Below are 25,686 nucleotides of genomic sequence, written 5' to 3' on the forward strand. Positions count from 1 at the left end.
TCACCGGCGCGGGTGCTCCCCGCAGGGACCGGAGGCTGGTGGGATATCCCCTGGTCACAGTAGGTCCCGGCGTTGTTGCGGGATGTCTACTGTCGGGGGCTGCTGGGAGCGCAGGGCATCGACCGCGAGGGTCCCGGGGGCACCCGCCTGGTCGACGGCGATCACGCCGAGCACGTCGATGCCGCGTCGCTTCAGGGATCGCGCCGCGCGGAGCACCCAGGGGGCACGGACCCGGCCGAGGGCCACGGCCAGCACGGCCGAATCGGTCGGCCCGGCGGTGACCAGGAGGATGCCGCTCGCTGGGGGGAAGCCTTCTTCCAGTGTCCAGGCCACGTGGGCCGGTTCGACCCCCAGGCCCTCGACCAGGACGCTGCGGTGGCCGGCCGCCGTCACGACGGCGGCGAACTCCTCGCCCTGGGGGAGGAGGGCCAGGTTCGTGAGCCGTTCCACGTCGGCCGGGGTGCGGAGCCGGGTGTCGTAGCGGTCTCGGGCGAAGGCCGCGCCCGTGCCGAGGAGGATGCCGGCGAACAGGCCGCCGCCCACGTACACACCCGCCTGTGGCTGGTTCGCCGAGGTCGGCGGGGTCGCCGGAGTGATCACGGTCCCGGGGGTGACGGCGGTCGTCTTGAGGACGTCGTACCGGAGACTGAGGGCCGTCGCCTGGCGGGCCAGCACCGACTGCTGGTGGGCGGCCAGGGCGCGCTGCGGGGTGCCGCGCGCGTGCCGGGACATGGTGACCAGAGCGGTGCTGAGCTGGCTGTTCACCAGGCGGAGCTTGGCCAGGATCGCCTGCTTCTGGTCGGTCAGCACGCCCTCGGCCGCCGCCAGCCGATGGGCGAGGTAGGCGTCGGCGAACGCCTGGGCCCCGGCCGCCGCACCGGTCGCGTCGTCCCAAGTGAACGAAATCCGAAGAATTCCCGAATTAGGGGGCACATCAACGGAAACCAGCGCTCGAAGTTCCTCCGGGTCCCCTCCAATAACGCGTGACGCATTCGTGGCGACGACGGAGGATTGGGCAATCTGCGCCTCGGTGTCGAGATTGAGAGCTTCGCGCTGTCTCGTCGTCACCGGATTCTGCGGCTCCGCGAGACCGGTCGGGGACACCTGTACCTCGGCCACCCCGAGGTAGGCCGTCGGCGCCGTCCACAGCAGCCCGATGCCGCCCATGATGCCGATGAACAGGCAGGTCAGGGCGATGGTGCGGCGGCGGCGGAACACGGAGCCGTACTCCGCTAGGTCGCGGCTGTGCCGCGGTGGCAGGCTCATGGTGGTCTCCGATGGGGGTCAAGCGACTACGAACCCTAGCCGGGCCCGAAGATTTTCCCGATGCCAATCGAAGAATTTCTGCTGGCGAATCACGGAACAATAACAGCGATTCGCCGGACATGTCGGAGCTGTGTTCTGGAAAAGGTGGCCACATGTTCTGCCCCGGCAGTGGAAAGGTGAATCCATGCGCTGGGCAATCACGGTGGTCGTGTCGATGGTGGCGGGCTGTTCCCTGGCTTCGGGAGCCGCCGAGCAGAAGGTCCCGAAGGCGGAGCCGCCGATCGCCGCGCCCTGCGCCGTCACCCGGGAGCTGATCCCGACCTGCGGCACCTGGTGGGGCATCGCCCCGGGCGTCTTCACCGGCCAGGGGCCGACCCGGGGTCTGGCGAGGGCCGAGCAGCGCATGGGCCGCAAGGCCGACATCCTGCACGTCTACCACCGCGCCGGCGAACTCTTCCCGACCGACGAGGAGCGCGCCCTCGCGAAAGACCGGCTGCTGCTGGTCAACTGGAAGCCGTCACTGCGCCACACCTGGGCCGAGATCGCCGCGGGCGCGCTCGACCGGCGCATCGACAAACTCGCCGCCCACATCCGCACGACCTTCCCCCGCCGCTTCTTCCTGACGATCCACCACGAACCGGAGAACGACGTGCGGCCGGTCGAGGGGATGGCGGCCGACGACTACGCCGCGATGTTCCGCCACGTCGTGCTGCGGCTGCGCCAGCGGGGCGTCACCAACGCGGTGACCGTGATGACCTACATGGGCGCGCCCAACTGGTCGTCGGCGTCGTGGTTCGAGCGGCTCTACCCGGGCGACGCCGTGGTCGACTGGATCGGCGTCGACCCCTACGCCGACGACCGGGTCACCGACTTCGCCTCGCTCGTCGACAAGCGCCGCCCCGACTTCCCCGACTGGCCGGGCTTCTACCGCTGGGCGCAGAAGCGCTTCCCGGCCAAGCCGATCATGGTGGCCGAATGGGGGGTGTTCGAGCGTCCCGGGTTCAAGGCCTCTTTCTTCGATTCCGTACGCCGCCAGATCGCCGCCTACCCCCAGATCAAGGCCCTGGTCTACTTCGACTCGCCCTGGGCGCCCCGTGGCGACACCCGGTTCGACACCACGCCCGAGGCCGCCGAGGCGTTCCGACGGCTCGGCCGCTCGCCCTACCTCACCCAGCCTCCGGCGGTGAGGGCGTTCATCACCAGCCCGACGGCCCTGTCGACCGAGAGCCCCGAGGTGTCGATCTCCAGGTCGGCGTCTTCGGGCTCGTCGTAGGGGGCGGAGACGCCGGTGAAGTCGGGGATCAGACCGGCGCGGGCCTTGGCGTAGAGGCCCTTGCGGTCACGGCGCTCGCACTCCTCGATCGGGGTGGAGATCCACACGAGCAGGAAGTCGGCGCCGACCTCCTCGGCCATCTCGCGCGCCTCGTCGCGGGTCTCCGCGTGGGGCGCGATCGGGGCGCAGATGGCCAGACCGCCGTGCCGGGCGACCTCCGAGGCGACGTACCCGATCCTGCGGATGTTCAGGTCCCGGTCCTCCGCCGAGAAGGTCAGCCCCTTCGACAGCAGCCGCCGCACCACGTCGCCGTCGAGGTAGGTGACCGTGCGGGTGCCCTTCTCCAGCAGCGCGTCGCGCACGCCTCTGGCCACGGTCGACTTGCCCGAGCCGCTCAGCCCGGTGAAGAAGACGACCAGCCCGCGCCGGTGCGGCGGGCCGGGGATGCGGATCGGGGCCGGTCCGGCGTAGTGCTCGGTGGCGCCGTAGTTGCGGGCGACGTACTCACGGAGTTCGAGGTCGATCTCGACGTCCTCGCGCGGCGCCAGCGGGACCGCCACCACCTGCGACCCGGGCAGCTCGGCCTGCGCCTTCAGCGCGGACCGCACCACCGCGGGCCCGCCCTCGCCGAACGACAGCGGCATCAGCAGGATCGCCGCCTCCAGCTCCTCGGCGGTCGCGGCGATATCGGCCAGCGCCGGCCCGTCGAGCGGGCCGCGCATCGTGACGGCCAGCACCTCACCGTCGAACTTCAGTTCCTCGGGTGTACGACGAAGGCGCGCGAACGGCCCATAAACCGCCGCTCCCAGGGCCTCCACCGGCCCGGCGGCGTGGTGCCCGTCGCGCTCGGTCACGGTCATGATCGCCAGCGCGGCCCCTTCCGGATCGGTGAGAGTGACCTGGTCACCCACAGCGATCTCGTCGGGCAGTGCGATCGTGATGGGGTCGGGCCAGGGAGTGCCGTCGGCGAGCGTGCCCGTCTCCTCGACGGAGGTGGCGTCGGCCTTCCCGAGGAAACCGGTCAGCGGCGCGAACGCCCCCGACAGGAGCAGTTCAAGGTCGGCCAGTTCCCGGGCGTCGGGGGTCCAGTCGGTCATGGCGGTCGATTATCCGATCTCGGCAGGCATAGGAGGAGCCGTACGACGGCGTCTTCAGGCTGACCCATTCTTCCGGAGGTGCTCGTGGACTCGGCGGCAGAACTGCGTTTCCGCGAATTCGTGGCCGCGCGATCACATGCCCTGATGAGGTTGGCCTATCTGCTCACCGCCGGCGACCAGCACGCCGCGGAGGATCTCGTGCAGTCGTCGCTGGTCCGCGCCCTGGCGGTGTGGGAGAAGGTCGAAGACCCCGAGGCGTATGTGAAACGGACCATCTACAACCAGCACATCAGCCTGTGGAGGCGCGCCTGGCGAAGACACGAGACCACCGTCGCGATCCTCCCCGAATGCGCCGCCGACGACGGCACCCGCTCGATCGAGTTACGCATGGCCCTGCGCGAGGCCATGGCCAGACTCACCCGGAGGCAACGGGCCATGCTCGTGCTCCGCTACTACGAGGACCTGCCCGAAGACGAGATCGCCCGCCTCATGGGCTGCTCGATCGGCACCGTCCGCAGCACCACCCACCGATCCCTGGCCCGGCTGCGCTCCGAGGACCTGAAGGAGCTGATGTCGCGATGAACGAGGACACCCTGATCAAGGACACCCTGACCGACTGGGCCGAAGAGGTCCACGTCCCGGCCGACCTGGCCGAGCGGGTCCTGCGCGGCCGCAGGCGGCGCCGGTACGCCTACAGCGGTTTCGGCGCGGTCCTGGTCGCCGCCGCCGTCGTGGCCGGGGTCGCCCTTCCCGGCCTGCTGGCCGAACCGCCGACGGTCGCCACCGGCCCGAAACTCGTGCACGAGATCAGCGCCGACACCGCCAACAACCCGCCCCAGACGCTGATGGCGGCCGGTTCGTGGGTCGTCGCCGCCTACTACGCGCAGAAGGAGGTGCCCGTCGACGACAAGACCAGCAGGTACGCCTACACCTGGTGGGTCTACTCCCCCGGACAGGCCCGATATGTGAAGACCGACTGGCAGTGGGCCGCGATCTCCCCTGACCGCAGGCAGGCCGCCGCCCTGGAGGGCGAACTGCCCACCACCCGGCTCACGATCTACGACCTGACCACGATGCGGCCGGTCCGCGAGATCGCGCTCGACCACCCCGGGGGCGGGCTCGCCTGGTCGCCCGACGGCACCAAACTCGTCGTGACGACCTACTCGTCGTCGCCCGACGAGTTCACCCACGTCGACAAACTGCCTCCGGAGGGCGAGATGCGGCCCCTGGCCCGCACCGGCTTCGCCACCGTCCAGGTGGCCACCGGCGAGGCCGCCTGGGTGGAGATCCCTCCCGTCCGCGCCGACCGCGGGGCCCGGATCGACTTCGAGTACGACGCCGACAACACCCGGGTCTGGGCCTACGAGCAGACCCAGAGCACGGTGAAATATCGGCTGGCGCCGCAGACCGAGCCGTTCCGGTTCCTGCGCAACTACTACACCGCCGACGGCCGTCAGGCCGGCTCGGCGGAGGGCCTGGCGGTCGACCAATGGGGCCGCGGCGGTGACTACCTGGCGGACACGACCGACGGCCGATTCCTCGGCGCGTTCTTCAGCCAGATGGGGCACGGGCTCCTGGCCTGGGTCGACGACGACCGGCTGCTCGGCTACGTCTGCCCCGGCGGCGACTCGTGCGACTACGGGACGGAGTTCACCATGTTCGTCTCCGGCCTCGCCGGAACGGACCGGATCGATCTCGGCACCTTCCAGAGTCCGGGCACCATCTGGCAGCCGATCGTCATGCGCCGCTAGATGATCCGCGCGAAGTGGTTCCTCGGTCGGCGGACGATCAGCGTCACCTCGTCGTAGACCGAGTCGAGCCTGCCCCGCGACAGGTACGCCGCCGCCCGGCACACCGTCTCGACCAGTTTCCTGCGGGGGCCGAGACGGGCCGGGCCGGTGGTGTCGCTCCGGTCTTCGGCGATCATCAGCCCGCGCATCAGGCAGTAGGCCCGCAGCCCCTCACGTGAACAGACCGACTCGTAGACCGCTGGTAGCGGTTCGCCGAACCGCTTGCGCAGCCAGTCGGGCGCGATCCGGTCGACGAACCCGTAGGCCGACTCGCGGTCGCGCACCCGAACCAGCAGGAGCCCGCCCGGCCGCAGCGCGTTGACCATGCGGTCGAGCACCAGCTCGGCGTATTCGATGCGCTCGAGCAGGAACTCCACGGTGACGACGTCGAACCCGCGCGGCGTCATCGGCACGGAGCGCATGTCGCCCAGGGCGTAGACGTGCAGGTCAGGGCGTTGAGTGGTGTGTGCGCGCAGCGCGGGCCGGTCTTCATCGACCCCCGTCACCCGGCAGTCGACACCGCCGAGCTCCAGAGGTTCGCCCCGGCCGCATCCGGCCACCAGGACGTCGAGCGGCGTTCCGGGCGACTCCGCAGCGCGTTCGCCGATGATTTTTCCGAAGGACATGTCACAAAGCGTAGTCATCCGCTCACCGAATCGGTCGCCATCATGGGCGAGTCGCGAGCGCATTGACGTCCTCTCCGCCTTGAAAGACGGGGATTCTCCTCTGCTACGCCGCCGAGGCGGGCAGCGTGGAGCGGGTTCCTGCTTCACGGACCTGCGCCAGCCCGAAGCCTGGTCTTATCCGGTCTCCACAGGCGTTTAGTCTCTCGGCTCGTCCGGCCGCGAGGATGTTCTTCGCCGCGTTGTGATCGCGGTCGTGCGTGACACCGCACTCACACGTCCACGTGCGGACCTGGAGTGGCATCGTGGCGCTGACGACCCCGCAGGCCGAGCAGAGCTTCGACGATGGGAACCAGCGGTCGATCTTGCTGAAATAACGCCCGTACCGCTTCGCCTTGTATTCCAGCATGGTCGTGAACTGCGACCAGCCCGCGTCGTACACCGATTTAGCCAGCCGGGTGCGAGCCAGGCCGGACACCGACAGGCCTCGGCGCGGCGGAGGAAGCGCGGGTTGTCCACCTTCCGGCCATCGGACATGACCGCGAAGTGGGTCAGCCCCATATCTATGCCCACTTCAGAGGTCGCCTCCGGCAACGACTCGTCGGGCGTCTGCACCACGAAAGAAGCGAAGTATCGGCCCGCCGCGTCTTTGATCACGGTCACCGATGACGGCTCCGACGGCAGGGAGCGCGACCAGACGACCGATACGTCTCCGATCTTGGGCAGCCGGAGGTTCCCGTTCGCCGTGATCGCGAAGCGCGCGTTCCTGGTGAACCGGATCGTCTGCCGGGAGTCCTTCTTCGATCGGAACCGCGGCGGGCCGACCCTCGGTCCCTTGCGCTCGCCGGTGAGGGAGGCGAAGAAGTTGCGGTAGCCAAGGTTCGCGTCCGCGAGCGCCTGCTGTAAGACCACGGCCGACGCCTCGCCCAGCCACGCCCGCTCCGGCGTCTTCTTGGCCTGGGTGATGACCAGCTTGGACAGATCTCCGTCGGAGATGTAAGGCAGGCCCTGCTCGTGGGCTCGCCGCCTCAGTCGCAGCGCGTCGTTGAACACCGTCCTTGCGCACCCGAACGCTCTGGCCAGCGACTGACGCTGACCGGCATCGGGATAGAGGCGGAAGTTGTGGCGAAGCTGCACGGAGAGCAGTCTATCCGCCGACCTGTAAATGTTCATATGGGTTCACCAGATGTATAGAAGCACTCCGGCCTGAAGCCGGAGCACTGGCCCGTATCCCGGTAGCCTTGTGGTGTACCCCGGTCCCTGTTCGGGTTCCGGGTCGTCCGTGTGCCGTCGATTCCTCCGGCAGGCGGCTGTAGTGACTTCACGTGGGGGCCCGCGGCATGACTCTTTCCGGACTTCTCGACCTCGTAGCCGCTGGACCCGAGCTGGCCGAGGCACTCGGCCAGGAGGTGACCGGCGCCGATCTGATCGCGCCGACCGCGCTGCGTCCGTTCGGGGTGGCGGCGGTGGCGCGCACCCGGCCGGTCCTCGCGGTGACCGCCACCGGGCGGGAGGCCGAAGACCTCGCCGCCGCGCTGACCGGGCTGCTGCCCGACTCGCAGGTGGCCGTCTTCCCGGCCTGGGAGACCCTGCCGCACGAGCGCCTGTCGCCGCGCAGCGACACGGTCGGCCAGCGGCTCGCCGTCCTGCGGCGGCTCGCGCACCCCATCGCGGGGGACGCCACCGCGGGGCCGCTGCGGGTGGTGGTGGCTCCGGTGCGCGCGATCCTGCAGCCCATCGTGGCCGGTCTGGGGGATCTGGAGCCGGTACGCCTCCATCCCGGCGACGACGCCGATCTCGAAGACGTGGTGGTCCGGCTGGTGGAGAACGGCTACCACCGGGTCGACATGGTGGAGAAGCGCGGGGAGGTCGCGGTCAGGGGCGGGCTGCTCGACGTGTTCCCGCCGACCGAGGAACACCCGCTGCGGCTGGAGTTCTGGGGCGACACCGTCGAGGAGATCCGCTGGTTCAAGGTCGCCGACCAGCGCTCGCTCGAAGTGGCCGAGGGCGGGCTGTTCGCGGCGCCGTGCCGGGAGCTGCTGCTCACGCCCGAGGTGCGCGAGCGCGCCCGTGAGCTGGCCGAGCGCCATCCGGCGCTGAAGGAGATCCTCGGGTCGCTGGCCGACGGGATCCCGGTCGAGGGCATGGAGGCGTTCGCGCCGGTGCTCGCCGGGGAGATGGACATGCTGATCGACCACCTGCCGCTGCGGTCCGGGGTGTTCGTCTGCGACCCCGAGCGCATCCGGGGGCGGGCGGTCGAGCTCGTCCGTACCAGCCAGGAGTTCCTGGAGGCGTCGTGGATCACCGCCGCCGCCGGGGGAGAGGCGCCGATCGACCTCGACGCCGCCGCGTTCCGCACCCTCGACGAGGTGCGCGTGCACGCCGGTGAGCTGGGGCAGCCCTGGTGGTCGATCTCGCCGTTCGGTGAGGGCATCGACCTGGGGGCGCACGATGTGGAGGCGTACAGAGGAGACACCCAGCGCGCCCTCGGGGACATCAAGGGCTGGCTCGGCGCGGGGCGCTCGGTGGTGCTGATGTCGGAGGGGCACGGGCCGGCCGAGCGGATGGTCGAGCTGCTCAAGGGGGTCGACGTCGCGGCGCGGCTGGTCGCCTCGATCGACGAGCCGCCGGGGCGCGACGTCGTGCAGGTGACGACCGGACGCCTGGAGCACGGCTTCGTCACCAAGACGCTGGCCGTGCTGACCCATCTCGACCTGGTCGGGCAGAAGGCGTCCACGAAGGACATGCGGCGGCTGCCGAGCCGGCGCCGGAACATGGTCGACCCGCTCCAGCTCAAGATCGGCGACCACGTCGTCCACGAGCAGCACGGCGTCGGCCGCTACATCGAGATGGTCCAGCGGACCGTCCAGGGCGCCACCCGCGAATACCTCGTCATCGAATACGCCAAGGGCGACCGGCTCTACGTGCCGACCGACCAGCTCGACGAGGTCACCCGCTACGTCGGCGGCGAGTCGCCGACGCTCAACCGCATGGGCGGCGCCGACTGGGCCAAGGCCAAGACCCGGGCCAAGAAGGCGGTCAAGGAGATCGCGGGCGAGCTCATCCGCCTCTATTCGGCCCGCATGGCCTCCCCGGGCCACGCCTTCGCGCCCGACTCGCCCTGGCAGCGCGAGATGGAGGACGCGTTCCCCTACGCCGAGACCGGCGACCAGCTCGAAGCCATCGACGAGGTCAAGCGCGACATGGAGCGCGGTGTCCCGATGGACAGGCTGATCTGCGGCGACGTCGGTTACGGCAAGACCGAGATCGCGGTACGGGCGGCGTTCAAGGCCGTCCAAGATGGCAAGCAGGTCGCGGTGCTGGTGCCGACGACGCTGCTGGTGCAGCAGCACCTGTCGACCTTCGGTGAACGTTTCGCCAACTTCCCGGTGACGGTGAAGCCGGTCTCCCGGTTCCAGACCGACGCCGAGGTGAAGGACACCCTCGAAGGGCTGCGGCTGGGCGGCATCGACGTCGTCATCGGCACCCACCGGCTGTTCTCGCCCGAGGTCAGGTTCAAGGACCTGGGCCTGATCATCGTCGACGAGGAGCAGCGGTTCGGCGTCGAGCACAAGGAGGCGATGAAGCACCTGCGCACCCAGGTCGACGTCCTGGCCATGTCGGCGACCCCGATCCCGCGGACGCTGGAGATGGGCCTGACCGGCATCCGCGAGATGTCGACCATCCTCACCCCGCCCGAGGAGCGCCACCCGATCCTGACCTTCGTCGGGCCCTACGACGAGAAGCAGATCGCCGCCGCGATCCGGCGTGAGCTGATGCGCGACGGCCAGGTGTTCTTCGTCCACAACCGGGTGCGCAGCATCGACAAGGTGGCCGCCCGCCTGCACGAACTCGTCCCGGAGGCACGTGTGGCGGTGGCCCACGGCCAGATGAACGAGCAGCAGCTCGAGAAGATCATGGTGGGCTTCTGGGAGCGCGACTTCGACGTGCTCGTCTCGACCACGATCGTCGAGTCGGGCCTCGACGTGCCCAACGCCAACACCCTGATCGTCGACCGGGCCGACAACTACGGCCTCTCGCAGCTCCACCAGCTCCGTGGCCGCGTCGGCCGTGGCCGCGAGCGCGGCTACGCCTACTTCCTCTACCCGCCGGAGAACCCGCTCACCGAGACCGCCCACGAGCGCCTCGCCACGATCGCCCAGCACACGGAGATGGGCGCGGGCATGTACGTCGCCATGAAGGACCTGGAGATCCGGGGCGCCGGCAACATCCTGGGCGCCGAGCAGTCGGGCCACATCCAGGGCGTGGGCTTCGACCTGTACGTGCGGATGATGGCGGAGGCCGTACAGGAACAGAAGAACAAGCTGTCCGGCGAGACGGTCACCGAGCAGCCCGACGTCAAGGTCGAGCTCCCGATCAACGCGCACATCCCGCACGACTACGTCACCAGCGAGCGCCTGCGGCTGGAGGCCTACAAGCGGATCGCCGCCATCGTCACCGACGACGACATCACGGCCGTCCGCGACGAGCTCACCGACCGCTACGGCCGCCCGCCGCAGGAGGTCGAGAACCTGCTCGAAGTGGCCCGGTTCCGCATGCGGGCCCGCAAGGCGGGGCTGACCGACGTCCAGCTGATGGGGCCCAACGTCAAGTTCGCCCCGGTCAGCCTGCGTGACTCGCAGCAGGTGAGGCTCCAGCGGCTCTATCCGAAGGCCCTGCTCAAGCAGGCCGCCGAGACGCTTCTGGTGCCGGTGCCGAAGACCAAACCGATCGGCGGGCAGCCGCTGCGCGATCTCGAAATGCTCCGCTGGTGCGGAGACCTGGTCGAGGCTCTGTTCCTGGAGCCCAACCGAGTAAAGTAGGCGCGCGTTGTGAACCTGCCTCAAAGAAGGGCCGTTCCGTGAAGCTCAAACTGGCCGCCGTGGCCGTCGCCGCAGGGTTGGCGCTGACCGCGTGCAGCGGGCCGATTGAGGCCGGTTCCGCGGCCACCGTCGGCGACCACCGCATCACCACCGACACGCTCGACACGAACGTGGCCGAGTTCCAGAAGGCGCTGGCCGACGCGAAGATCGCGCCCGACCAGCTCCAGCAGCTCCCCGGCACGGTGACCCAGGCGGTGCTCCTCCAGCTCGTCAACGTGAGCCAGTTCGCCCAGCTCGAGGCGCAGAACGGCATCACCGTCAGCGAGGGCGAGGTCGCCGCGTTCTACGCCAAGAACAACGGCCAGGCGGCCGTCGACCAGATCCTGCTCCAGCGGGGTGTGGCGCCGGGACAGACCCGCGAGTGGCTCAAGGTCTCCATCGGCTCGGAGAAGCTGGCCGCCAAGCTCGGCGGCGGCACCACCGAGCAGCAGATCGCCGAGGGCCAGGCCAAGATCAACGAGCTGGCCGGCAAGATCCAGGTGACCTTCAACCCGCGCTACGGCAAGTTCGACCCCGCCCAGGGCTGGCTGCCGAACGACCGCTTCGGCGCCCCGCCCGCCGGCAACGGCGCCGCTGCGGGCTGACGCGTGCCGCTGATCGTCGTCACCTCCTCGCCCCGGGTCGCCCCAGGGATCCTCAGCGCTCCCGCGTGGGAGGCCCTGCGGGCGGGGAAGGTGTTCACCGGTTCCGCCGGCCATCCGCAGCTGCCCTACGTGCCGGGCGCCGAGGTCCGCGACGACCCCGCGGGGATCGCGCGCGAGAGCGTCGCCGACACGGTGGTCTGGCTCGCCGCGCAAGACGGTGACGAGGAGTTCTTCCGCGCCGTCGCCCACGCCGCGCTGGCGCTGCCCGACCCGCCGGAGATCGAGGTGATCCCGGGCTCGTACGACCTGCCCGGCGCCCGCCTGCTCGACATGGTCGCCGTGATGGACCGGCTCCACCGCGAGTGCCCGTGGGACGGCCGGCAGACCCACGAGTCGCTGATCCCCTACCTGGTCGAAGAGTCCTACGAGGTCCTGGAGACCATCGAGAACGGTGACTTCGACGGGCTCCGCGAGGAACTCGGCGACCTGCTGTTCCAGGTGGTCTTCCACGCCCGGCTCGCCCAGGAGCGCGGCGACGAGGGCTGGGACGTCGACGACGTCGCCGACGCGGTCGTGACCAAGCTGATCCGGCGTCATCCCCATGTCTTCGCCGACGTCTCGGTCGACGGGGCCGACGCGGTGGTGGCCAACTGGGAAGAGATCAAGAAGGCCGAACGCGCCGCCAAGGGCGAGTCCTCCTCAGCCCTGAGCGGTGTCCCGATGGGCCAGCCTTCGGTATCCCTGGCGGCACAACTGCTCCGCCGGGCGGCCCGGGGTGGCGCTCCGGAAGAACTCGCCGAAGGGCCCGCCACCCCCGGGCAGCGGCTCTTCGATCTCGTACACGAAATCCAAAGCGGCGGCGACGATCCCGAAGCCGCGCTGAGGCAGGCGGCGCGGGACTATCGGGCCAGAGTCGAAGCGTGGGAGAACGAATCTCGATAGCCGTCTCGAATGGCGGACGATCGGCCTTACCCGCGAGTAGGCATCGATAGGCTCTTGTCGCAAACTGTCTTTCGACATTTAGGAGTGCTTCGTGGCTTCCATCGAGGCCGTTCACGCCCGCGAGATCCTCGACTCACGCGGCAACCCCACTGTCGAGGTCGAGGTCCTGCTCGAAGACGGCAGCACCGGCCGGGCGGCCGTCCCGAGTGGCGCCTCCACCGGGCAGTTCGAGGCGGTCGAGCTCCGTGACGGCGGCTCCCGCTACAAGGGCAAGGGCGTGGAGAAGGCCGTCCTGGCCGTCACCGACGAGATCCAGGACGAGATCCTCGGCATCGACGCCGAAGAGCAGCGCATCATCGACCAGGTCATGATCGACCTCGACGGCACGCCCAACAAGGCGCGCCTCGGCGCCAACGCCATCCTCGGCGTGTCGCTGGCCGTCGCCAAGGCCGCGGCCGAGTCGTCCGACCTGCAGCTGTTCCGCTACGTCGGTGGCCCCAACGCCCACGTGCTGCCCGTCCCGATGATGAACATCCTCAACGGTGGCGCCCACGCCGACAGCAACGTCGACATCCAGGAGTTCATGATCGCGCCGATCGGCGCGGCCACCTTCTCCGAGGCCGTCCGCATCGGCGCCGAGACCTACCACTCGCTGAAGTCGGTGCTGAAGGACCGCGGCTACGCCACGGGCCTGGGCGACGAGGGCGGCTTCGCCCCCAACCTGCCCAGCAACCGCGACGCCCTCGACCTGATCCTGGTCGCGATCGAGAAGGCCGGCTACACCCCCGGCACCGACATCGCGCTCGCCCTCGACGTGGCCGCCACCGAGTTCCACAAGGACGGCGTCTACACCATCGACGGCAAGGGCCTGTCGGCCGACGAGCTCGCCGCCTACTACGAAGACCTGGTCCGCAACTACCCGCTGGTCTCCATCGAAGACCCCTTCGACGAGGAAGACTGGTCGGGCTGGAAGACCCTGACCGACACCATCGGCGCCAAGGTCCAGATCGTCGGCGACGACCTGTTCGTCACCAACCCCGAGCGTCTGGCGCGCGGCATCGAGACCGGCACCGCCAACGCCCTGCTGGTCAAGGTCAACCAGATCGGCACCCTGTCGGAGACCCTCGACGCCGTCGACCTGGCCCACCGCAGCGGCTACCGCTGCATGATGAGCCACCGCTCGGGCGAGACCGAAGACGTCACCATCGCCGACCTCGCGGTCGCGGTGAACGCCGGCCAGATCAAGACCGGCGCCCCCGCCCGCTCCGACCGGGTCGCGAAGTACAACCAGCTGCTCCGCATCGAGGAACTTCTCGACGACGCCGCCCGCTACGCGGGTCGCGCGGCTTTCCCGCGCTTCCAGGGCTAAGTTTTACCGGTACGGCCCGCGCTCACCGGGCGCGGGCCATACCGGGAAGCGGGGTCTAGATTGGCGAAACGTCCGCAACTCACCGGCCGGGCCGCGATCCTCGCGGTCGTGGTCTGCGCGATCGCGATGAGCCTGGCCTATCCCGTCCGCGAGTTCCTCGCGCAGCGGCGCCAGATCGCCCAGCTCGAACAGCAGCAGGCCAAGGCCCTGAGCGACCTCCGCTCCCTCGAAGAGGAGCGCAAGCGTCTCGAAGATCCCGAATACATCAAGCGCGCGGCCCGCGAGAAGCTCCACTTCTGCGAGCCGGGCGCCCACTGCTACGGGGTCCTCGAAGACAAGACCAAGACATCGGCCGCGACCGGCCCGCGCAAGCCCGCCGTGTCGCCGTGGTACATCTCGCTCTGGCAGTCGGTCGAGGCGGCCGACCGTGGCGAGGGCAAGAAAATAGGGGGATAGGTGTCCGGGGTCAGTCCAGACGACCTGGCGGCGGTCGAGGCCCAGCTGGGCCGCCCGCCGCGTGGAGTCCGCGCCGTGGCGCACCGATGCCCGTGCGGCCTGCCCGACGTGGTCGAGACCTCCCCGCGCCTGCCCGACGGCACCCCCTTCCCCACGACCTTCTACCTCACGTGCCCCCGCGCCAACTCGGCCATCGGCACTCTTGAGGCCGACGGCATGATGGCCGAGATGCGCGAGCGCCTGGCCGCCGACCCCGAGCTGGCCGCGCGCTACCAGGCCGCCCACGACGACTACCTGGCCCGCCGCGACAAGGCGGCGGCCGAAGACGGCCTGGAGCCGCTGCCCCGGGGCACCCAGACGGCCGGCGGCATGCCCGACCGCGTCAAGTGCCTCCACGCCCTGGTCGGCCACGAACTCGCCGCCCCCGGCACGAATCCCTTCGGCCGCGAAGCCCTCGACGCGCTGCCGGACTGGTGGTCAGAGGGCCCCTGCGTCTGCTGACCCGCCCGGGGTCTTTCGCTCGATGACCCCGATAGCGTGGGCTGCGAACGCTGGTGCCTGATGAGGTGGGGTTGAGAAGTGACGCGTGTGGCCGCCATCGACTGTGGGACCAACTCGGTCCGGTTGCTCATCGCCGACGTCGAGGGTGACACCCTCACCGACGTCACCCGGCGGATGGAGATCGTCCGGCTCGGCCAGGGGGTCGACAAGACCGGCATGCTCGCCCCCGAGGCCCTGGAGCGCACGTTCGCCGCGATGCGCGGCTACGCCACGGAGATCGTCGACGAGGGCGCGGTGACGACCCGCGTGGTCGCGACCTCCGCCACCCGCGACGCCGGGAACCGCGACGTCTTCGTCGACGGTGTGCGCGCCATTTTCGGCGTGGAGCCCGAAGTCGTGACGGGTGACGTCGAGGCCAACCTCTCCTTCAACGGGGCCGTAAGGGGCATTTCCGACCCTCCGGGGCCCTATCTGGTCGTGGACATCGGCGGCGGTTCGACCGAGTTCGTCGTGGGTTCGTCGTCGGTGAAGGGCGCCCTGTCGATGGACATCGGCTGTGTCCGCCTGACCGAGCGCCACGACTCCGACTTCGACGCCATGCGCAAGGACATCGACGCCGCCCTCGCGGTGGTCGCCGACACCGTTCCGGTGCGCGACGCGCGGACGCTGGTCGGTCTCGCCGGTTCGGTGACGACGGTCGCGGGCATCGCCCTTGGCCTGCCCGCCTACGACTCGGCCCGCATCCACCACTCGCGCATCTCGGCGGGTGACGTCCACGAGGTGACCGAGCGGCTCCTCGGGATGACCCGCGAGGAGCGCGCCGCGATCCCGGTCATGCACCCCGGCCGGGTCGACGTGATCAGCGCGGGCGCGCTCATCATCGACCGGATCGTCAGAGACTTCGGTTTCGGCGAGGTGATCGTGAGCGAACACGACATCCTCGACGGCATCGCCTGGTCACTTGCGGAGTCTGACCGGTAGCGAGAACAGGCCGCGCATGATGTTGCTCGGCCACCAGACCAGGTCGTCGGTCGTCAGGGCCAGGTCGGGGAAGCGGCGGATGACACCGCCGATCGCGACCTCGCCCTCGATCTTCGCCAGGGCCGCTCCCACGCAGTAGTGCGGGCCTCGTCCGAAAGCGAGATGGGGTTCGTCGATGCGTCCCGGGCGGAACGCGTCGGGGTCGTCGAACGCCTCGGGGTCGCGGTTGGCCGCCAGCAGGGACACCAGGATCGGTTCGCCGGGGAGCATCTCCTGGCCGCCGATGACGACGCGCTCGGTCGGGAAGCGCCACGTCGCGTTGCGCACGGGGCCGTCGTAGCGGAGCATCTCGTCGATCGCGTCGGGCAGCGTCGACGGGTCGGCGCGCAGGGACGCGAACTGCGCGGGGTGCTTCAGCAGGGCCAGCAGGCCGTTGCCGATCAGCGCGACCGTGGTCTCGTGGCCCGCGATCAGCAGCAGGAACGCCGTCGAGGTGAGTTCGTCGGGGCTGATGTCGGGGCGGCGGACCAGCTCGGTCAGCAGGTCGTCGCCCGGGTGGGTGCGCTTGTGGGCGACCAGGTCGGCCAGGAACAGCTCCAGGCCGTCGGTCGCCGCGGCGATCTGTTCGATCTCGGAGGCCGCGGCCGAGTCGATCACCGAGGCCAGGTGGTGGAAGGTCGTGCGTTCCGACTCGGGCACGCCCAGCAGGTCGCAGATGATCGCGATGGGCAGCGGGTAGGCCAGGTCGGCGATCAGGTCGGCCTCGTCTTTGGCGGCCATCACCGTGAGCAGGCCCTCGGTCAGCTCTTCGGCCCTGGCCCGTAACCCGGCCACCCGGCGGGGCGTGAACGCGGCGCTGACCAGGCGGCGCAGCCGGGGGTGGTCGGGGCTGTCGACGTTGAGCATGTGGCGGGCCAGCGTCGAGCGGTGGTCGAGGGGGAGACCGAGCTGGGCGCGGAACCATTCGGGGGAGCCCAGCGCCGGGTCCTTCGCCAGCGCGGGATGGGTCAGGGCCGTCACGGCGTCGGCGTAACGCGTGATCAGCCAGGCCTCGCAGCCGGGCAGCGGCACCTTGGTCACCGGGGCGTTGTGGCGCAGCCATTCGTAGGCCGGATAGGGATCGGCGTCGAAGGCGGGGCCGAAAAGTGGAGGGAGGGACACGGCGTTGTCCTTCCCCACGCCTCCCGCTGGCACGCTTGGGGCCATGAGTTTCGTTCCTCCGGGCACCGGCTGGCCGGACGACCCCGCCACGCCCGCCACCCCCGTCGCGACCACCCCCGCGCAGGTGGCCGACCTGGCCGCGACCAGCCCGTCCCTGGGAGAGCTGACCGCCCGCCAGTCGGTGTGCCGGGCCTGCCCGAGGCTGGTCGAGTGGCGGGAGGAGGTCGCCGACGTGAAGCGCAGATCCTTCCAGGACGAGACCTACTGGGGCCGCCCCATCGCCGGCTGGGGCGACGACGACCCGCGGGTCCTGATCGTGGGCCTGGCCCCCGCCGCCCACGGCGGCAACCGCACCGGCCGCATCTTCACCGGCGACCGCAGCGGCGACTGGCTCTTCGCCTCCCTCCACCGCACCGGCCTGGCGTCCCAGCCGACGAGCGTGCGTGCGGGCGACGGCCAGCGCCTGATCGGCGCCCGGATGGTCGCCGCCGTCCGCTGCGCCCCGCCCGCCAACAAGCCCACACCGGGCGAACGCGACAACTGCTTCCCCTGGCTACTGAGGGAACTCCAACTGGTGCGCCCCCGCGTGGTGGTCGCCCTGGGCGGCTTCGCCTGGCAGGCCGTCTGGCCCGCACTCAGAGCCGCCGGCCATGCCCTGCCGACGCCCCGCCCGGCTTTCGGCCACGGCGTGGAGGTCCCGCTCGGCCCCCTGACCCTGCTCGGCTGCTACCACCCGAGCCAGCAGAACACCTTCACCGGCCGCGTCACCGAACCCATGCTCGACGCGATCTTCACCCGCGCGGCGAGCCTCTGACGGGCGCCGCCCCCGCCCTCATGGTGGGACCGATCCTCCCGCCCCCGACCGACGATTCCCGCCCCGCCGACCACACCTGTGGAAAACGACGGCACCGCCGACACGCTCGGTGGACACATCACGCGGCGCCGCTCAGGTCTCAAAGGCGCTTCTTCCGTTACGGCTCCGCCCACCCCGGCACCGCCCACCGCCGAGGCCGGGGCGCCGCAGCCGACGCCAACCGGCCGCGCCGCGTTCCGCCGCAACGGCGGGAGAGCTGTGGCCTGACTAATCCGACCTGTCCTCTCTCGGCCGCCAGCCCGGCCATTCGAGGCATGGAGCCGCAGCCTGCCCGTATGACCTGTTCCGTCGGCCCCGCACCCTGGCATGGAGCCATGATCGGCCCGTACGACCTGTTCCGTTGGCCCGCCAGCCCGGCCGTTCGAGGTATGGAGCCGCAGCCTGCCCGTGTGACCTGCTCCGCCGGTCGGGTACCTCGGCCGTTTGAGGCATGGAGTCGTGGCCTCTCCCGTACGACCTGTTCCGTTGGCCCGGTAGCCAGCCGTTCGAAGCATGGAGCCACGGTCGGCCCGTGTGACCTGTTCCCTCTCGGCCCAGCACCTCGCTCTCCGAGGCATGGAGCCGTGGCCGGCCTTGCGCGGGGCGGGTCCATCTCGACAGGTGAGACCCTCTCGCCGGAGGTCGCCTGAGCTGTCGCGTTCTCCCAGGTGGGAGGGCTTGTGAATTGCTTCACATGTGTGAAGTCGGTCACGTTGGGAAATTTGGTCAAAGTTGCCGCGTGAATACGTACAGAAACTTCTTGATCTGGAAAGTTCGGTCAAGTTCCCTTGGGAAGGGATTGGCTTCGGCGGGTGTTGTTCAGGTAGCTTGTGAATGCTTTCACAAGCACAGGTGAACACACGAAGGGCATCCGTGGTGAACCGCACGTCGAAGCACATCGTCATCGTTGGCGGTGGATACGTGGGCATGTACACCGGCCTGCGCCTCCAGCGCACGCTCCGCCGCGAACTGCGCGACGGATCGGTCCGCATCACCCTCATCGACCCTCAGTCCTACATGACCTACCAGCCGTTCCTGCCGGAGGCCGCCGCGGGCAGCATCTCGCCGCGCCACGTGGTCGCGCCGCTGCGCCGCGTGCTGCCCAAGGTCCGGATCCTCAACGGCAAGGTCGCCAAGGTCCATCACGAGCAGCGCACGCTGACCTTCGAGCCGATCGTGGGCGAACCCCGGGAGATCGGCTACGACATCGTGGTGATGGCGGCCGGTTCGGTCTCCCGCACCCTCCCCATCCCGGGGCTCGCCGACGCGGCCATCGGGTTCAAGTCGGTCGGCGAGGCCATCGCGCTGCGCAACCGGGTGCTGGCCCTGCTCGACCGGGCCGAGTCGGCCGACGACGACGAGGTGCGCCGCAGGGCGCTGACCTTCGTGGTGGTCGGTGGCGGCTTCGCCGGGATCGAGGCGCTGGCCGAGCTTGAAGACATGACCGACGACGCGATCAAGTACTACCCGTCGATCAAGAAGAGCGACATGCGGTGGGTGCTCATCGAGGCCTCCGACCGCATCCTCCCCGAGGTCGGGCCCGAAATGGGTCTCTGGACCGCCGACCAGCTCCGCGAGCGCGGCATCGAGCTGAAGATGAAGACCCGGCTCGACTCGGTCGTCGGCGGACACGTCGAGACCAGCGACGGAGACTCGTTCGAGGCGGCCACGGTGGTGTGGACGGCCGGGGTGAAGGCCGCCCCGATCGTCAACTCCGGCGACTTCCCGCTCGACGAGCGCGGCCGCATCAAGACGACCACCCGGCTCACGATCGACGGCGTCGACGGCGCCTTCGCGGCCGGTGACGTGGCCGGCGTGCCCGACCTCACCCACCCGGGGGAGTACTGCGCGCCCAACGCCCAGCACGCCGTGCGCCAGGCGAAGGTCCTCGGCGACAACATCACCGCCTACCTGCGCGAGCGCCCGCTGAAGGACTACCGCCACAAGTACGTCGGCTCGGTCGCCGGGCTCGGCCTGCACAAGGGCGTCGCGAACGTCTACGGAGTCAAGCTGCGCGGCTGGCCCGCGTGGTTCATGCACCGGACCTACCATCTGTCGCGGGTGCCGACCACCAACCGGAAGGTCCGCGTCATGGCCGACTGGACCCTCTCGCTGTTCTTCCGCCGCGAGACCGTGTCGCTCGGTGAGATCGAGCACCCCCGCGACCAGTTCAAGGCCGCTGCCGCTGGGTAACCTCGGCATCTCCCTTTGTTAACGGCCCGCGCCTACCATCAGGCGCGGGCCGTTATCACATTGGAAGGCGAGAAGGGCGCGACCGTGGTTGTTTCATCCCGTTTCGCAAGCCATTCTCCCTGCTACTGTATTGCCGCCCAGTTTGATGGATCGTACGGGGGATGCGGCGTAAGGTCTCACCAGTTACAGTTGTGCGCTCCGTGACGTATGATCGCGGCGCCCCCGTAGCCCAATGGCAGAGGCAAGCCCCTTAAAAGGGCTTTAGTGCGGGTTCGAGTCCCGCCGGGGGCACCGTTTTGCGGCGTAATTCAGCCCGTGACCAGCAGAAATGCGGTCACGGGCTGTTGTGATTCCAGGATGAACGCGCGGAATGGGCGCGAACTGACCTGCGACGATGATCGTCCGGGCCTTCCGCGCGGGCCGCGCGGGGGCGGGTGGGCTGCTCGCGGCGCCGGGCGTCAGCGGCTCCGTCAAGCTCCGGAACCCCTCTGGGTGCGAAGAATCTGTCCAGTTGGACAGGTGACCGAACGGGGTTCTGTCAGGACGGTGAGTGATCGTCTCGCCGACCTCCCCGCCGGGCCGGTGGACGCGCCTTACCGCGGGGCCGGAATCCGTTTCCTGGGCCGAATTCCTTGGAGTGGACCCGCGTGTAGTAGTGGATGACGGAAAACGCCACTAAGGGTTGACCGATAAAATGGTGATCATGGATTCGAAGGGGTCGGGCCGGGGCGCCGATGGGTGTTACGCAGCATTTCCCCGTTGTGGCCTCTGAATTCCTGTCGCGGACGTGGTGGCAGCCAATTCCGGAGTGATGAAGATGCCCGGACGATCTGATTTCCGGGAGTTTCTCCGAACCGGCTCACTTTCGCGAGCATTCGGAAAACAGAATGGCCGCACGAACACGACTTGGCGCTTATGCGCCGACCGTCATCGGGTGGTTCGGCCCCGGCGCCGCGGGCCGCGACGGCGAAGCCGGGTGTTGTAGTGGCCGCTAGATGATTCCCGCAGGTCAGAGCAGGTGTGGAGGGCTGATCCACTGCCATGGCCGACGCCCATTCCGGGCGGAAAGAACGGCTCCCGATTTCGCCCCGGAAGAGGCCCCGTGTCTCGGCCGGATAGGAGTGACCACATGTGCGGGTGGTGTTGAAGGGGAAATCTTTCAGCCCTCGGTCAAATTTCTCCCAAGTCGATCGAGGCAACCGTTACCTAACCGCAGTCAGATTGGTGGAACCATTTCTCCGGGGTCAAACTGGGCCCGAAGTTCCCAGGTTCCGTTCAGGTGAGGGCCCCCAGAGCCGATCTGACGGCCGGAGGAAGATCGGGAGAGTCGACGGCGTCGAGTTCCTCCGCCGTCCACTCGCGGGCCGCCACGAGCGCCGCCATCCGCTCGGCCATCCCGTCCCCGACCAGGCAACAGACCGCCCGGGGCAGCAGCGTGGAATGGGAGACGGCCAGCCGGAGGAATGCCTCGGCGGCCTCCGGCGACCCGTCCGCGATCAGCGCCAGCCACCACAACGCCCGCCGCGACTGGGGGATCGACAGATCCCGGGTGAGCAGCCCGATCAGCTCGGGACGGGCCGCCGCGACCTCGCCGAGCAGCCGACCGGCGAGCGAGGGCGGCCTGACCGCGTGGTCGGCGGTCCATCCGGCCAGCCACGCCAGGTCCCCGGCGTTCCCACCGGCCAGTTCCGGGATGCGCCGCAGGACTGCGGGCCGTGCCCCCACCAGCATGCTCGCGGCCAGCGCGGGGGCCTCCTTCCGCGCGTCCGCCAGCGGATCGGTGTTCAACGCCGCGGCGACCACCTCGAACACCGGGCCGTCCGGCCTGCGGACCTCGCCCGGTTCCCGCCAGAACGCCTTCAGCGCGTCGTGGAAGATGCGGTCGAGGTCGCCGGGGTCGCCCAGGCGCAGCACCGGCCAGGAGTGCGGCGCCAGCGCGCCCGGATGCCGGACCTCGACCAGCAGCCGGATCGGCATATCTCCCTGCCGGTCGCGCAGTTCGGCCAGCAGGTCGCCCATGTCGTCGCGGAGGTCGCCCTCCTCCACCACGACCAGCGCCGGTCGCCAGCGCACCTCCAGCAGCCTGATCAGGCCATTTCCCATTCCGGGGCGCAGCCGTCCGGTCCGCCAGCCCGCCGGACGGCTCCGCGCGAACTCCACCATGAGCCGCGACTTCCCCACTCCGGGAGGTCCGGCGACCACCATGACCGGTGGCGCGTCGCGGTCGTCGAACCACTCGCCCAGCAGGGCCAGTTCCCGGTCGCGTCCGCTGAAGGGCACCGGGCAGGCGGCAGGGTCGAGCGGTGACCCGTGTCCCGGCTTCACCCAGAGCGTCGAGAGCCATGGGCCCGGCCCCGGCCCGTCTTCCGGCCCCACCAATCTCCTGCGGGTGCGATATCGGGCGCCGATGCTGACCGCGATCCCGATGAGCAGCCCTTTGACGAGGGTCTCGACCACGCCGTCGATGTCCTCGACGAACCACAGGGCGACCGCGAGGACGAGGAACACCCCGGCGAAGCAGATCTCCGGCACCCACGGGCGTAATCGCTGGACCATGGGTCGATCAAGTCACAGGGGGAGCCTGCCGGGCAATGCCCGTGCCTGCCCAGGTGACCTGGCGCCATGCGTATTCGATCGGTCCCTGCCGGAACCGGCGCAGCCACAGCGTCGACCAGACCCACTGCACGCCCAGGATCGCCCCCGCGACCCCCAGCACGGTCGCCGTCGACCACGACTCGGCGGTGCCGCCGATCACCTTCGACAGGGCCAGGACCAGCACCGTCGCCGTCAGGTAGTTGGTCAGGGCCATGCGGCCGAGGGGCGCGAGAAGGTCGTACAGGAACCCCCGGAGGGGGCTGCGCAGCAGCACCAGGAACAGGCAGAAGTAGACGGTCGCGGTCGCCAGCCCGGCGGCCGTGAACAGGTTCACGTTCGAGCCCTGCAGATGGCCCAGCACGACGGCGGGCACGAGTGCCACCGCCCCGACGATCAGCGGAACCCTCGTGGACGACTCCAGCAGGTCGGCCACCCCATACCTGACCAGCGCCGATCCCAGCAGGAACAGCCCCGGGACCACCATGATCCCGCCGCCGAAGGCCAGCGCCAGGCCGAGCGCCACCACCGACAGCGCGGCGACCACCCGACGGGGCAGCCACGACGACGGCAGCAGGACCACCAGCCCGACGACGGCGTAGATCGCCAGGACGTCGCCGTCCCAGAGCAGCCGGTGCGCCAGGCCGAGCAGGAACAGCGCCACGAGCCGCCGCAGCAGGACCAGACGCGGCGACACGCCACGGGCCTGCGCCGACTCGTAGAGAAGGGAGAAGCCCATCCCGAACAGCAGGGAGAAGACGGGGAAGAAGCGGTGGTCGACCAGCAGCCCGAGCCAGAGGTCGGCCGTGGAGGGCGGGGCGCCGCCGGGCGGGAGCAGACCGATCGTGGTGGCGATCGGCCGGACGTTGGCGACCAGGATCCCGCAGAGCGCGAAGCCGCGGATCACGTCGAGCGCCACGATGCGTGGCCGGGGGGAGTGTCGTGACATGTGGCCAAAGTCTGGTCACGGCACCCCTGCCCGGCCTGAGCCGAACGGCCAGTTCAGGGCGGTGGCGACTCGTCCTTTCGGCCGGAAAGGTGAACCGCCCCCGAACGGAGCCCGTACTCCATCACGACTCGACCCGAGTCATCGTTAAGGTGATCTTGCTAGCGTTGATCGCGGCGTATCGTTGCTCGGAACACGGTACGGCGATTGGACGGGTGGAACATGGACACGCTTCACGGATCTTCCCCCTTTCCCCCTATCGCGGACTACGGCTTCCTCTCCGACTGCGAAGTGACCGCACTGGTCGCCAGCAGCGGGAACATCGAGTGGCTCTGCCTGCCACGGCTCGACTCCCCGTCGGTATTCGGCGCGGTGCTCGACCGGGGCGCGGGGCGGTTCCGGCTCGGCCCGGCGGACACCTTCGTCCCGGCCGCCCGCCGATATCTCCCGGGCACGATGGTGCTCGAGACCTCCTGGGGCACCCCCCAGGGCTGGATCATCGTCAGGGACGTCCTCCTCATGGGCCCCTGGCACCACGAGAACGAGCTCTCCCACACCCACCGGAGAGCACCCACCGACTACGACAGCGACCACGTCCTGCTCCGGACGGTCCGCTGCGTGTCGGGCGAACTTCAGATCACATTGGACTGCGAACCGGTCCTCGACTACGGCCGTAAGCCCGTGACCTGGTCATACACAGGTAGGGGATACCACCAAGGACTGGCGACGGCAGACGGCAGCGATCTGCGGCTGCGCCTCACCACCGACATGCGCCTCGGCTTCGAAGCCGGCCGCGCGATGGCCCGGACCCTCATCAGAGAGGGCGAGACCCGGTTCGTCGCGCTCTCCTGGACCGAGCACGAACCGCCCTACACCTACGACGACGCCTACAAGCGCCTCGTCTGGACGGCCCACCACTGGCAACACTGGCTGGCCCGCGGCGACATCCCCGACCACCCCTGGCGGGGTTACCTGGAGCGCAGCGCCCTCACCCTGAAGGGGCTCACGTTCGCCCCGACGGGCGCGCTGGTCGCGGCGGCGACGACCTCGCTGCCGGAGACCCCGGGCGGCGAGCGCAACTGGGACTACCGCTACTCGTGGGTGCGCGACTCCACGTTCGCGCTCTGGGGCCTCTACACGCTCGGCTTCGACTGGGAGGCCGACGACTTCTTCTGGTTCATCGCCGACGTCGCCGAACGCGACGAAGAACTCCAGATCATGTACGGCGTCGACGGCGAACGCGACCTCACCGAGCGCATCCTCGACCACCTCGAGGGCTACGAGGGCGCCAAACCGGTCAGGGTCGGCAACGGCGCCTTCGACCACCGGCAGAACGACGTCTGGGGCGCGGTCCTCGACTCCTTCTACATCCACATCAAGTCGCGCGACCGGCTCGACGACCGCATATGGCCCATCCTGGTCCGCCAGGTCGAGGCGGCCATGAAGCACTGGCGGGAACCCGACCGGGGCATCTGGGAGGTGCGCGGCGAGCCGCAGCACTTCACCTCGTCCAAGGTCATGTGCTGGGTGGCCATGGACCGGGGCGCCCGCCTGGCCGAACTGCGCGGCGAGCCCGAACTGGCCGAGACCTGGCAGGCGGTCGCCGACGAGATCAAGGACGACATCTGCACCAACGGTGTCAGCGAGAACGGGATCTTCCGGCAGCACTACGCCACCGACGCGCTCGACGCCTCGCTGCTGCTGATCCCGCTGGTGCGCTTCCTGCCGCCCGACGACCCGCGCGTGCGGGCGACCGTGCTGGCCATCGCCGACGACCTGACGGTCGACGACCTGGTGCTGCGTTACCGCACCAAGGAGACCGACGACGGCCTGTCCGGCGAAGAGGGCACCTTCACGATCTGCTCGTTCTGGCTGGTCAGCGCGCTGGCCGAGATCGGGGAGCTGCGGCGGGCCCGGCGCCTGTGCGAGAAGCTGCTCTCGTTCGCCAGCTCCCTCGGCCTGTACGCCGAGGAGATCGACCCGGTCAGCGGACGCCAGCTCGGCAACTTCCCGCAGGCGTTCACCCACCTGGCGCTGATCAACGCGATCATTCACATCATCCGGGCCGAAACCGCGCATCACGCCCCCGGAACTTCTCCGGCGGATCACTCGTTGAGGAGGCGGTGAACCCTCGCTTGGTCTTGCGGAGGACTGAACTCCACGGGACCATGGCGAA

Annotated in this window: 19 protein-coding genes, 1 tRNA gene and 1 pseudogene; 14 read left to right on the plus strand and 7 right to left on the minus strand. The window is 69.6% G+C overall.

The window, feature by feature from the left end; all coding sequences use genetic code 11:
* Positions 1 to 54: 54 nt before the first annotated feature.
* On the minus strand, positions 55 to 1,266 hold the full coding sequence (locus ACYQ78_RS21685; protein WP_459802696.1) for a YveK family protein: 1,212 nt from the start codon (positions 1,264 to 1,266) through the stop codon (positions 55 to 57).
* 184 nt (positions 1,267 to 1,450) lie between these two features.
* Between ACYQ78_RS21685 and ACYQ78_RS21690 the strand changes: the two genes are divergently transcribed.
* On the plus strand, positions 1,451 to 2,539 hold the full coding sequence (locus ACYQ78_RS21690; protein WP_459802697.1) for a glycoside hydrolase family 26 protein: 1,089 nt from the start codon (positions 1,451 to 1,453) through the stop codon (positions 2,537 to 2,539).
* On the opposite strand, the gene cysC is transcribed toward ACYQ78_RS21690, so the two are convergent.
* Complete coding sequence (gene cysC, locus ACYQ78_RS21695) at positions 2,428 to 3,636, minus strand: adenylyl-sulfate kinase (RefSeq protein ID WP_459802698.1); 1,209 nt, start codon at positions 3,634 to 3,636, stop codon at positions 2,428 to 2,430. The genes ACYQ78_RS21690 and cysC overlap by 112 nt on opposite strands.
* Before the next feature lie 84 nt (positions 3,637 to 3,720).
* Between cysC and ACYQ78_RS21700 the strand changes: the two genes are divergently transcribed.
* Together ACYQ78_RS21700 and ACYQ78_RS21705 are read left to right on the plus strand one after the other, a co-directional pair.
* Entirely contained in the window at positions 3,721 to 4,218 is a 498-nt protein-coding gene (locus tag ACYQ78_RS21700; RefSeq protein WP_459802918.1) for a SigE family RNA polymerase sigma factor, read from the plus strand.
* Entirely contained in the window at positions 4,215 to 5,387 is a 1,173-nt protein-coding gene (locus tag ACYQ78_RS21705) for a hypothetical protein (RefSeq protein ID WP_459802699.1), read from the plus strand. Before ACYQ78_RS21700 ends, ACYQ78_RS21705 begins: the two co-directional genes overlap by 4 nt.
* On the opposite strand, the gene ACYQ78_RS21710 is transcribed toward ACYQ78_RS21705, so the two are convergent.
* Both ACYQ78_RS21710 and ACYQ78_RS21715 read right to left on the minus strand, forming a co-directional pair.
* Entirely contained in the window at positions 5,384 to 6,052 is a 669-nt protein-coding gene (locus ACYQ78_RS21710; RefSeq protein WP_459802700.1) for a class I SAM-dependent methyltransferase, read from the minus strand. The two genes, ACYQ78_RS21705 and ACYQ78_RS21710, sit on opposite strands and share 4 nt — an antisense overlap.
* A 103-nt stretch (positions 6,053 to 6,155) precedes the next feature.
* A pseudogene (locus ACYQ78_RS21715) lies at positions 6,156 to 7,186 on the minus strand (RNA-guided endonuclease InsQ/TnpB family protein).
* A gap of 203 nt (positions 7,187 to 7,389) precedes the next feature.
* Here ACYQ78_RS21715 and mfd point away from each other — a divergent pair.
* From mfd to ACYQ78_RS21750, 7 genes are all read left to right on the plus strand, one after another.
* Positions 7,390 to 10,872: a transcription-repair coupling factor gene (gene mfd, locus ACYQ78_RS21720; RefSeq protein ID WP_459802701.1), complete on the plus strand. Its 3,483-nt coding sequence runs from the start codon at positions 7,390 to 7,392 to the stop codon at positions 10,870 to 10,872.
* Between the two features lie 38 nt (positions 10,873 to 10,910).
* On the plus strand, positions 10,911 to 11,516 hold the full coding sequence (locus ACYQ78_RS21725; protein ID WP_459802702.1) for a SurA N-terminal domain-containing protein: 606 nt from the start codon (positions 10,911 to 10,913) through the stop codon (positions 11,514 to 11,516).
* A gap of 3 nt (positions 11,517 to 11,519) precedes the next feature.
* The gene (locus ACYQ78_RS21730) at positions 11,520 to 12,458 is read left to right on the plus strand and encodes a nucleoside triphosphate pyrophosphohydrolase (protein WP_459802703.1); all 939 of its coding nucleotides are present in this window, start codon (positions 11,520 to 11,522) and stop codon (positions 12,456 to 12,458) included.
* Positions 12,459 to 12,549: 91 nt separating this feature from the next.
* Complete coding sequence (gene eno / locus ACYQ78_RS21735) at positions 12,550 to 13,827, plus strand: phosphopyruvate hydratase (RefSeq protein ID WP_459802704.1); 1,278 nt, start codon at positions 12,550 to 12,552, stop codon at positions 13,825 to 13,827.
* A 60-nt stretch (positions 13,828 to 13,887) separates the two neighbouring features.
* Positions 13,888 to 14,283, plus strand: a complete 396-nt coding sequence (locus tag ACYQ78_RS21740) for an FtsB family cell division protein (RefSeq protein ID WP_459802705.1) — start codon at positions 13,888 to 13,890, stop codon at positions 14,281 to 14,283.
* On the plus strand, positions 14,284 to 14,784 hold the full coding sequence (locus ACYQ78_RS21745; protein WP_459802706.1) for a DUF501 domain-containing protein: 501 nt from the start codon (positions 14,284 to 14,286) through the stop codon (positions 14,782 to 14,784).
* Between the two features lie 78 nt (positions 14,785 to 14,862).
* Complete coding sequence (locus tag ACYQ78_RS21750) at positions 14,863 to 15,765, plus strand: Ppx/GppA phosphatase family protein (protein ID WP_459802707.1); 903 nt, start codon at positions 14,863 to 14,865, stop codon at positions 15,763 to 15,765.
* Here the strand turns inward: ACYQ78_RS21750 and ACYQ78_RS21755 are convergent.
* Positions 15,742 to 16,926 carry a cytochrome P450 family protein gene (locus ACYQ78_RS21755; RefSeq protein WP_459802708.1) on the minus strand — a complete coding sequence of 395 codons (1,185 nt, stop codon included), beginning with the start codon at positions 16,924 to 16,926 and terminating at the stop codon, positions 15,742 to 15,744. The genes ACYQ78_RS21750 and ACYQ78_RS21755 overlap by 24 nt on opposite strands.
* A gap of 43 nt (positions 16,927 to 16,969) precedes the next feature.
* Here ACYQ78_RS21755 and ACYQ78_RS21760 point away from each other — a divergent pair, with 43 nt between their 5' ends.
* The 3 genes from ACYQ78_RS21760 to ACYQ78_RS21770 all read left to right on the plus strand — a co-directional run bounded on the left by ACYQ78_RS21760 (position 16,970) and on the right by ACYQ78_RS21770 (position 20,263).
* Positions 16,970 to 17,740 carry a uracil-DNA glycosylase gene (locus tag ACYQ78_RS21760; RefSeq protein ID WP_459802709.1) on the plus strand — a complete coding sequence of 257 codons (771 nt, stop codon included), beginning with the start codon at positions 16,970 to 16,972 and terminating at the stop codon, positions 17,738 to 17,740.
* Positions 17,741 to 18,706: 966 nt separating this feature from the next.
* A complete protein-coding gene (locus ACYQ78_RS21765) occupies positions 18,707 to 19,972 on the plus strand; it encodes an NAD(P)/FAD-dependent oxidoreductase (RefSeq protein ID WP_459802919.1) in 1,266 nt (421 codons plus the stop codon).
* Between the two features lie 218 nt (positions 19,973 to 20,190).
* Positions 20,191 to 20,263 (plus strand) — tRNA-Leu (locus ACYQ78_RS21770).
* 984 nt (positions 20,264 to 21,247) lie between these two features.
* Here ACYQ78_RS21770 and ACYQ78_RS21775 read toward each other — a convergent pair.
* Positions 21,248 to 22,528: a P-loop NTPase family protein gene (locus ACYQ78_RS21775; protein ID WP_459802710.1), complete on the minus strand. Its 1,281-nt coding sequence runs from the start codon at positions 22,526 to 22,528 to the stop codon at positions 21,248 to 21,250.
* 7 nt (positions 22,529 to 22,535) lie between these two features.
* Positions 22,536 to 23,513 (minus strand): DUF418 domain-containing protein, encoded by a 978-nt coding sequence (locus ACYQ78_RS21780; RefSeq protein WP_459802711.1) that lies wholly within the window; start codon positions 23,511 to 23,513, stop codon positions 22,536 to 22,538.
* A gap of 219 nt (positions 23,514 to 23,732) precedes the next feature.
* On the opposite strand from ACYQ78_RS21780, the gene ACYQ78_RS21785 reads away from it, so the two are divergent.
* A complete protein-coding gene (locus ACYQ78_RS21785; protein WP_459802712.1) occupies positions 23,733 to 25,637 on the plus strand; it encodes a glycoside hydrolase family 15 protein in 1,905 nt (634 codons plus the stop codon).
* Positions 25,638 to 25,686 lie beyond the last annotated feature (49 nt).

Source organism: Herbidospora sp. RD11066, from assembly GCF_054661255.1.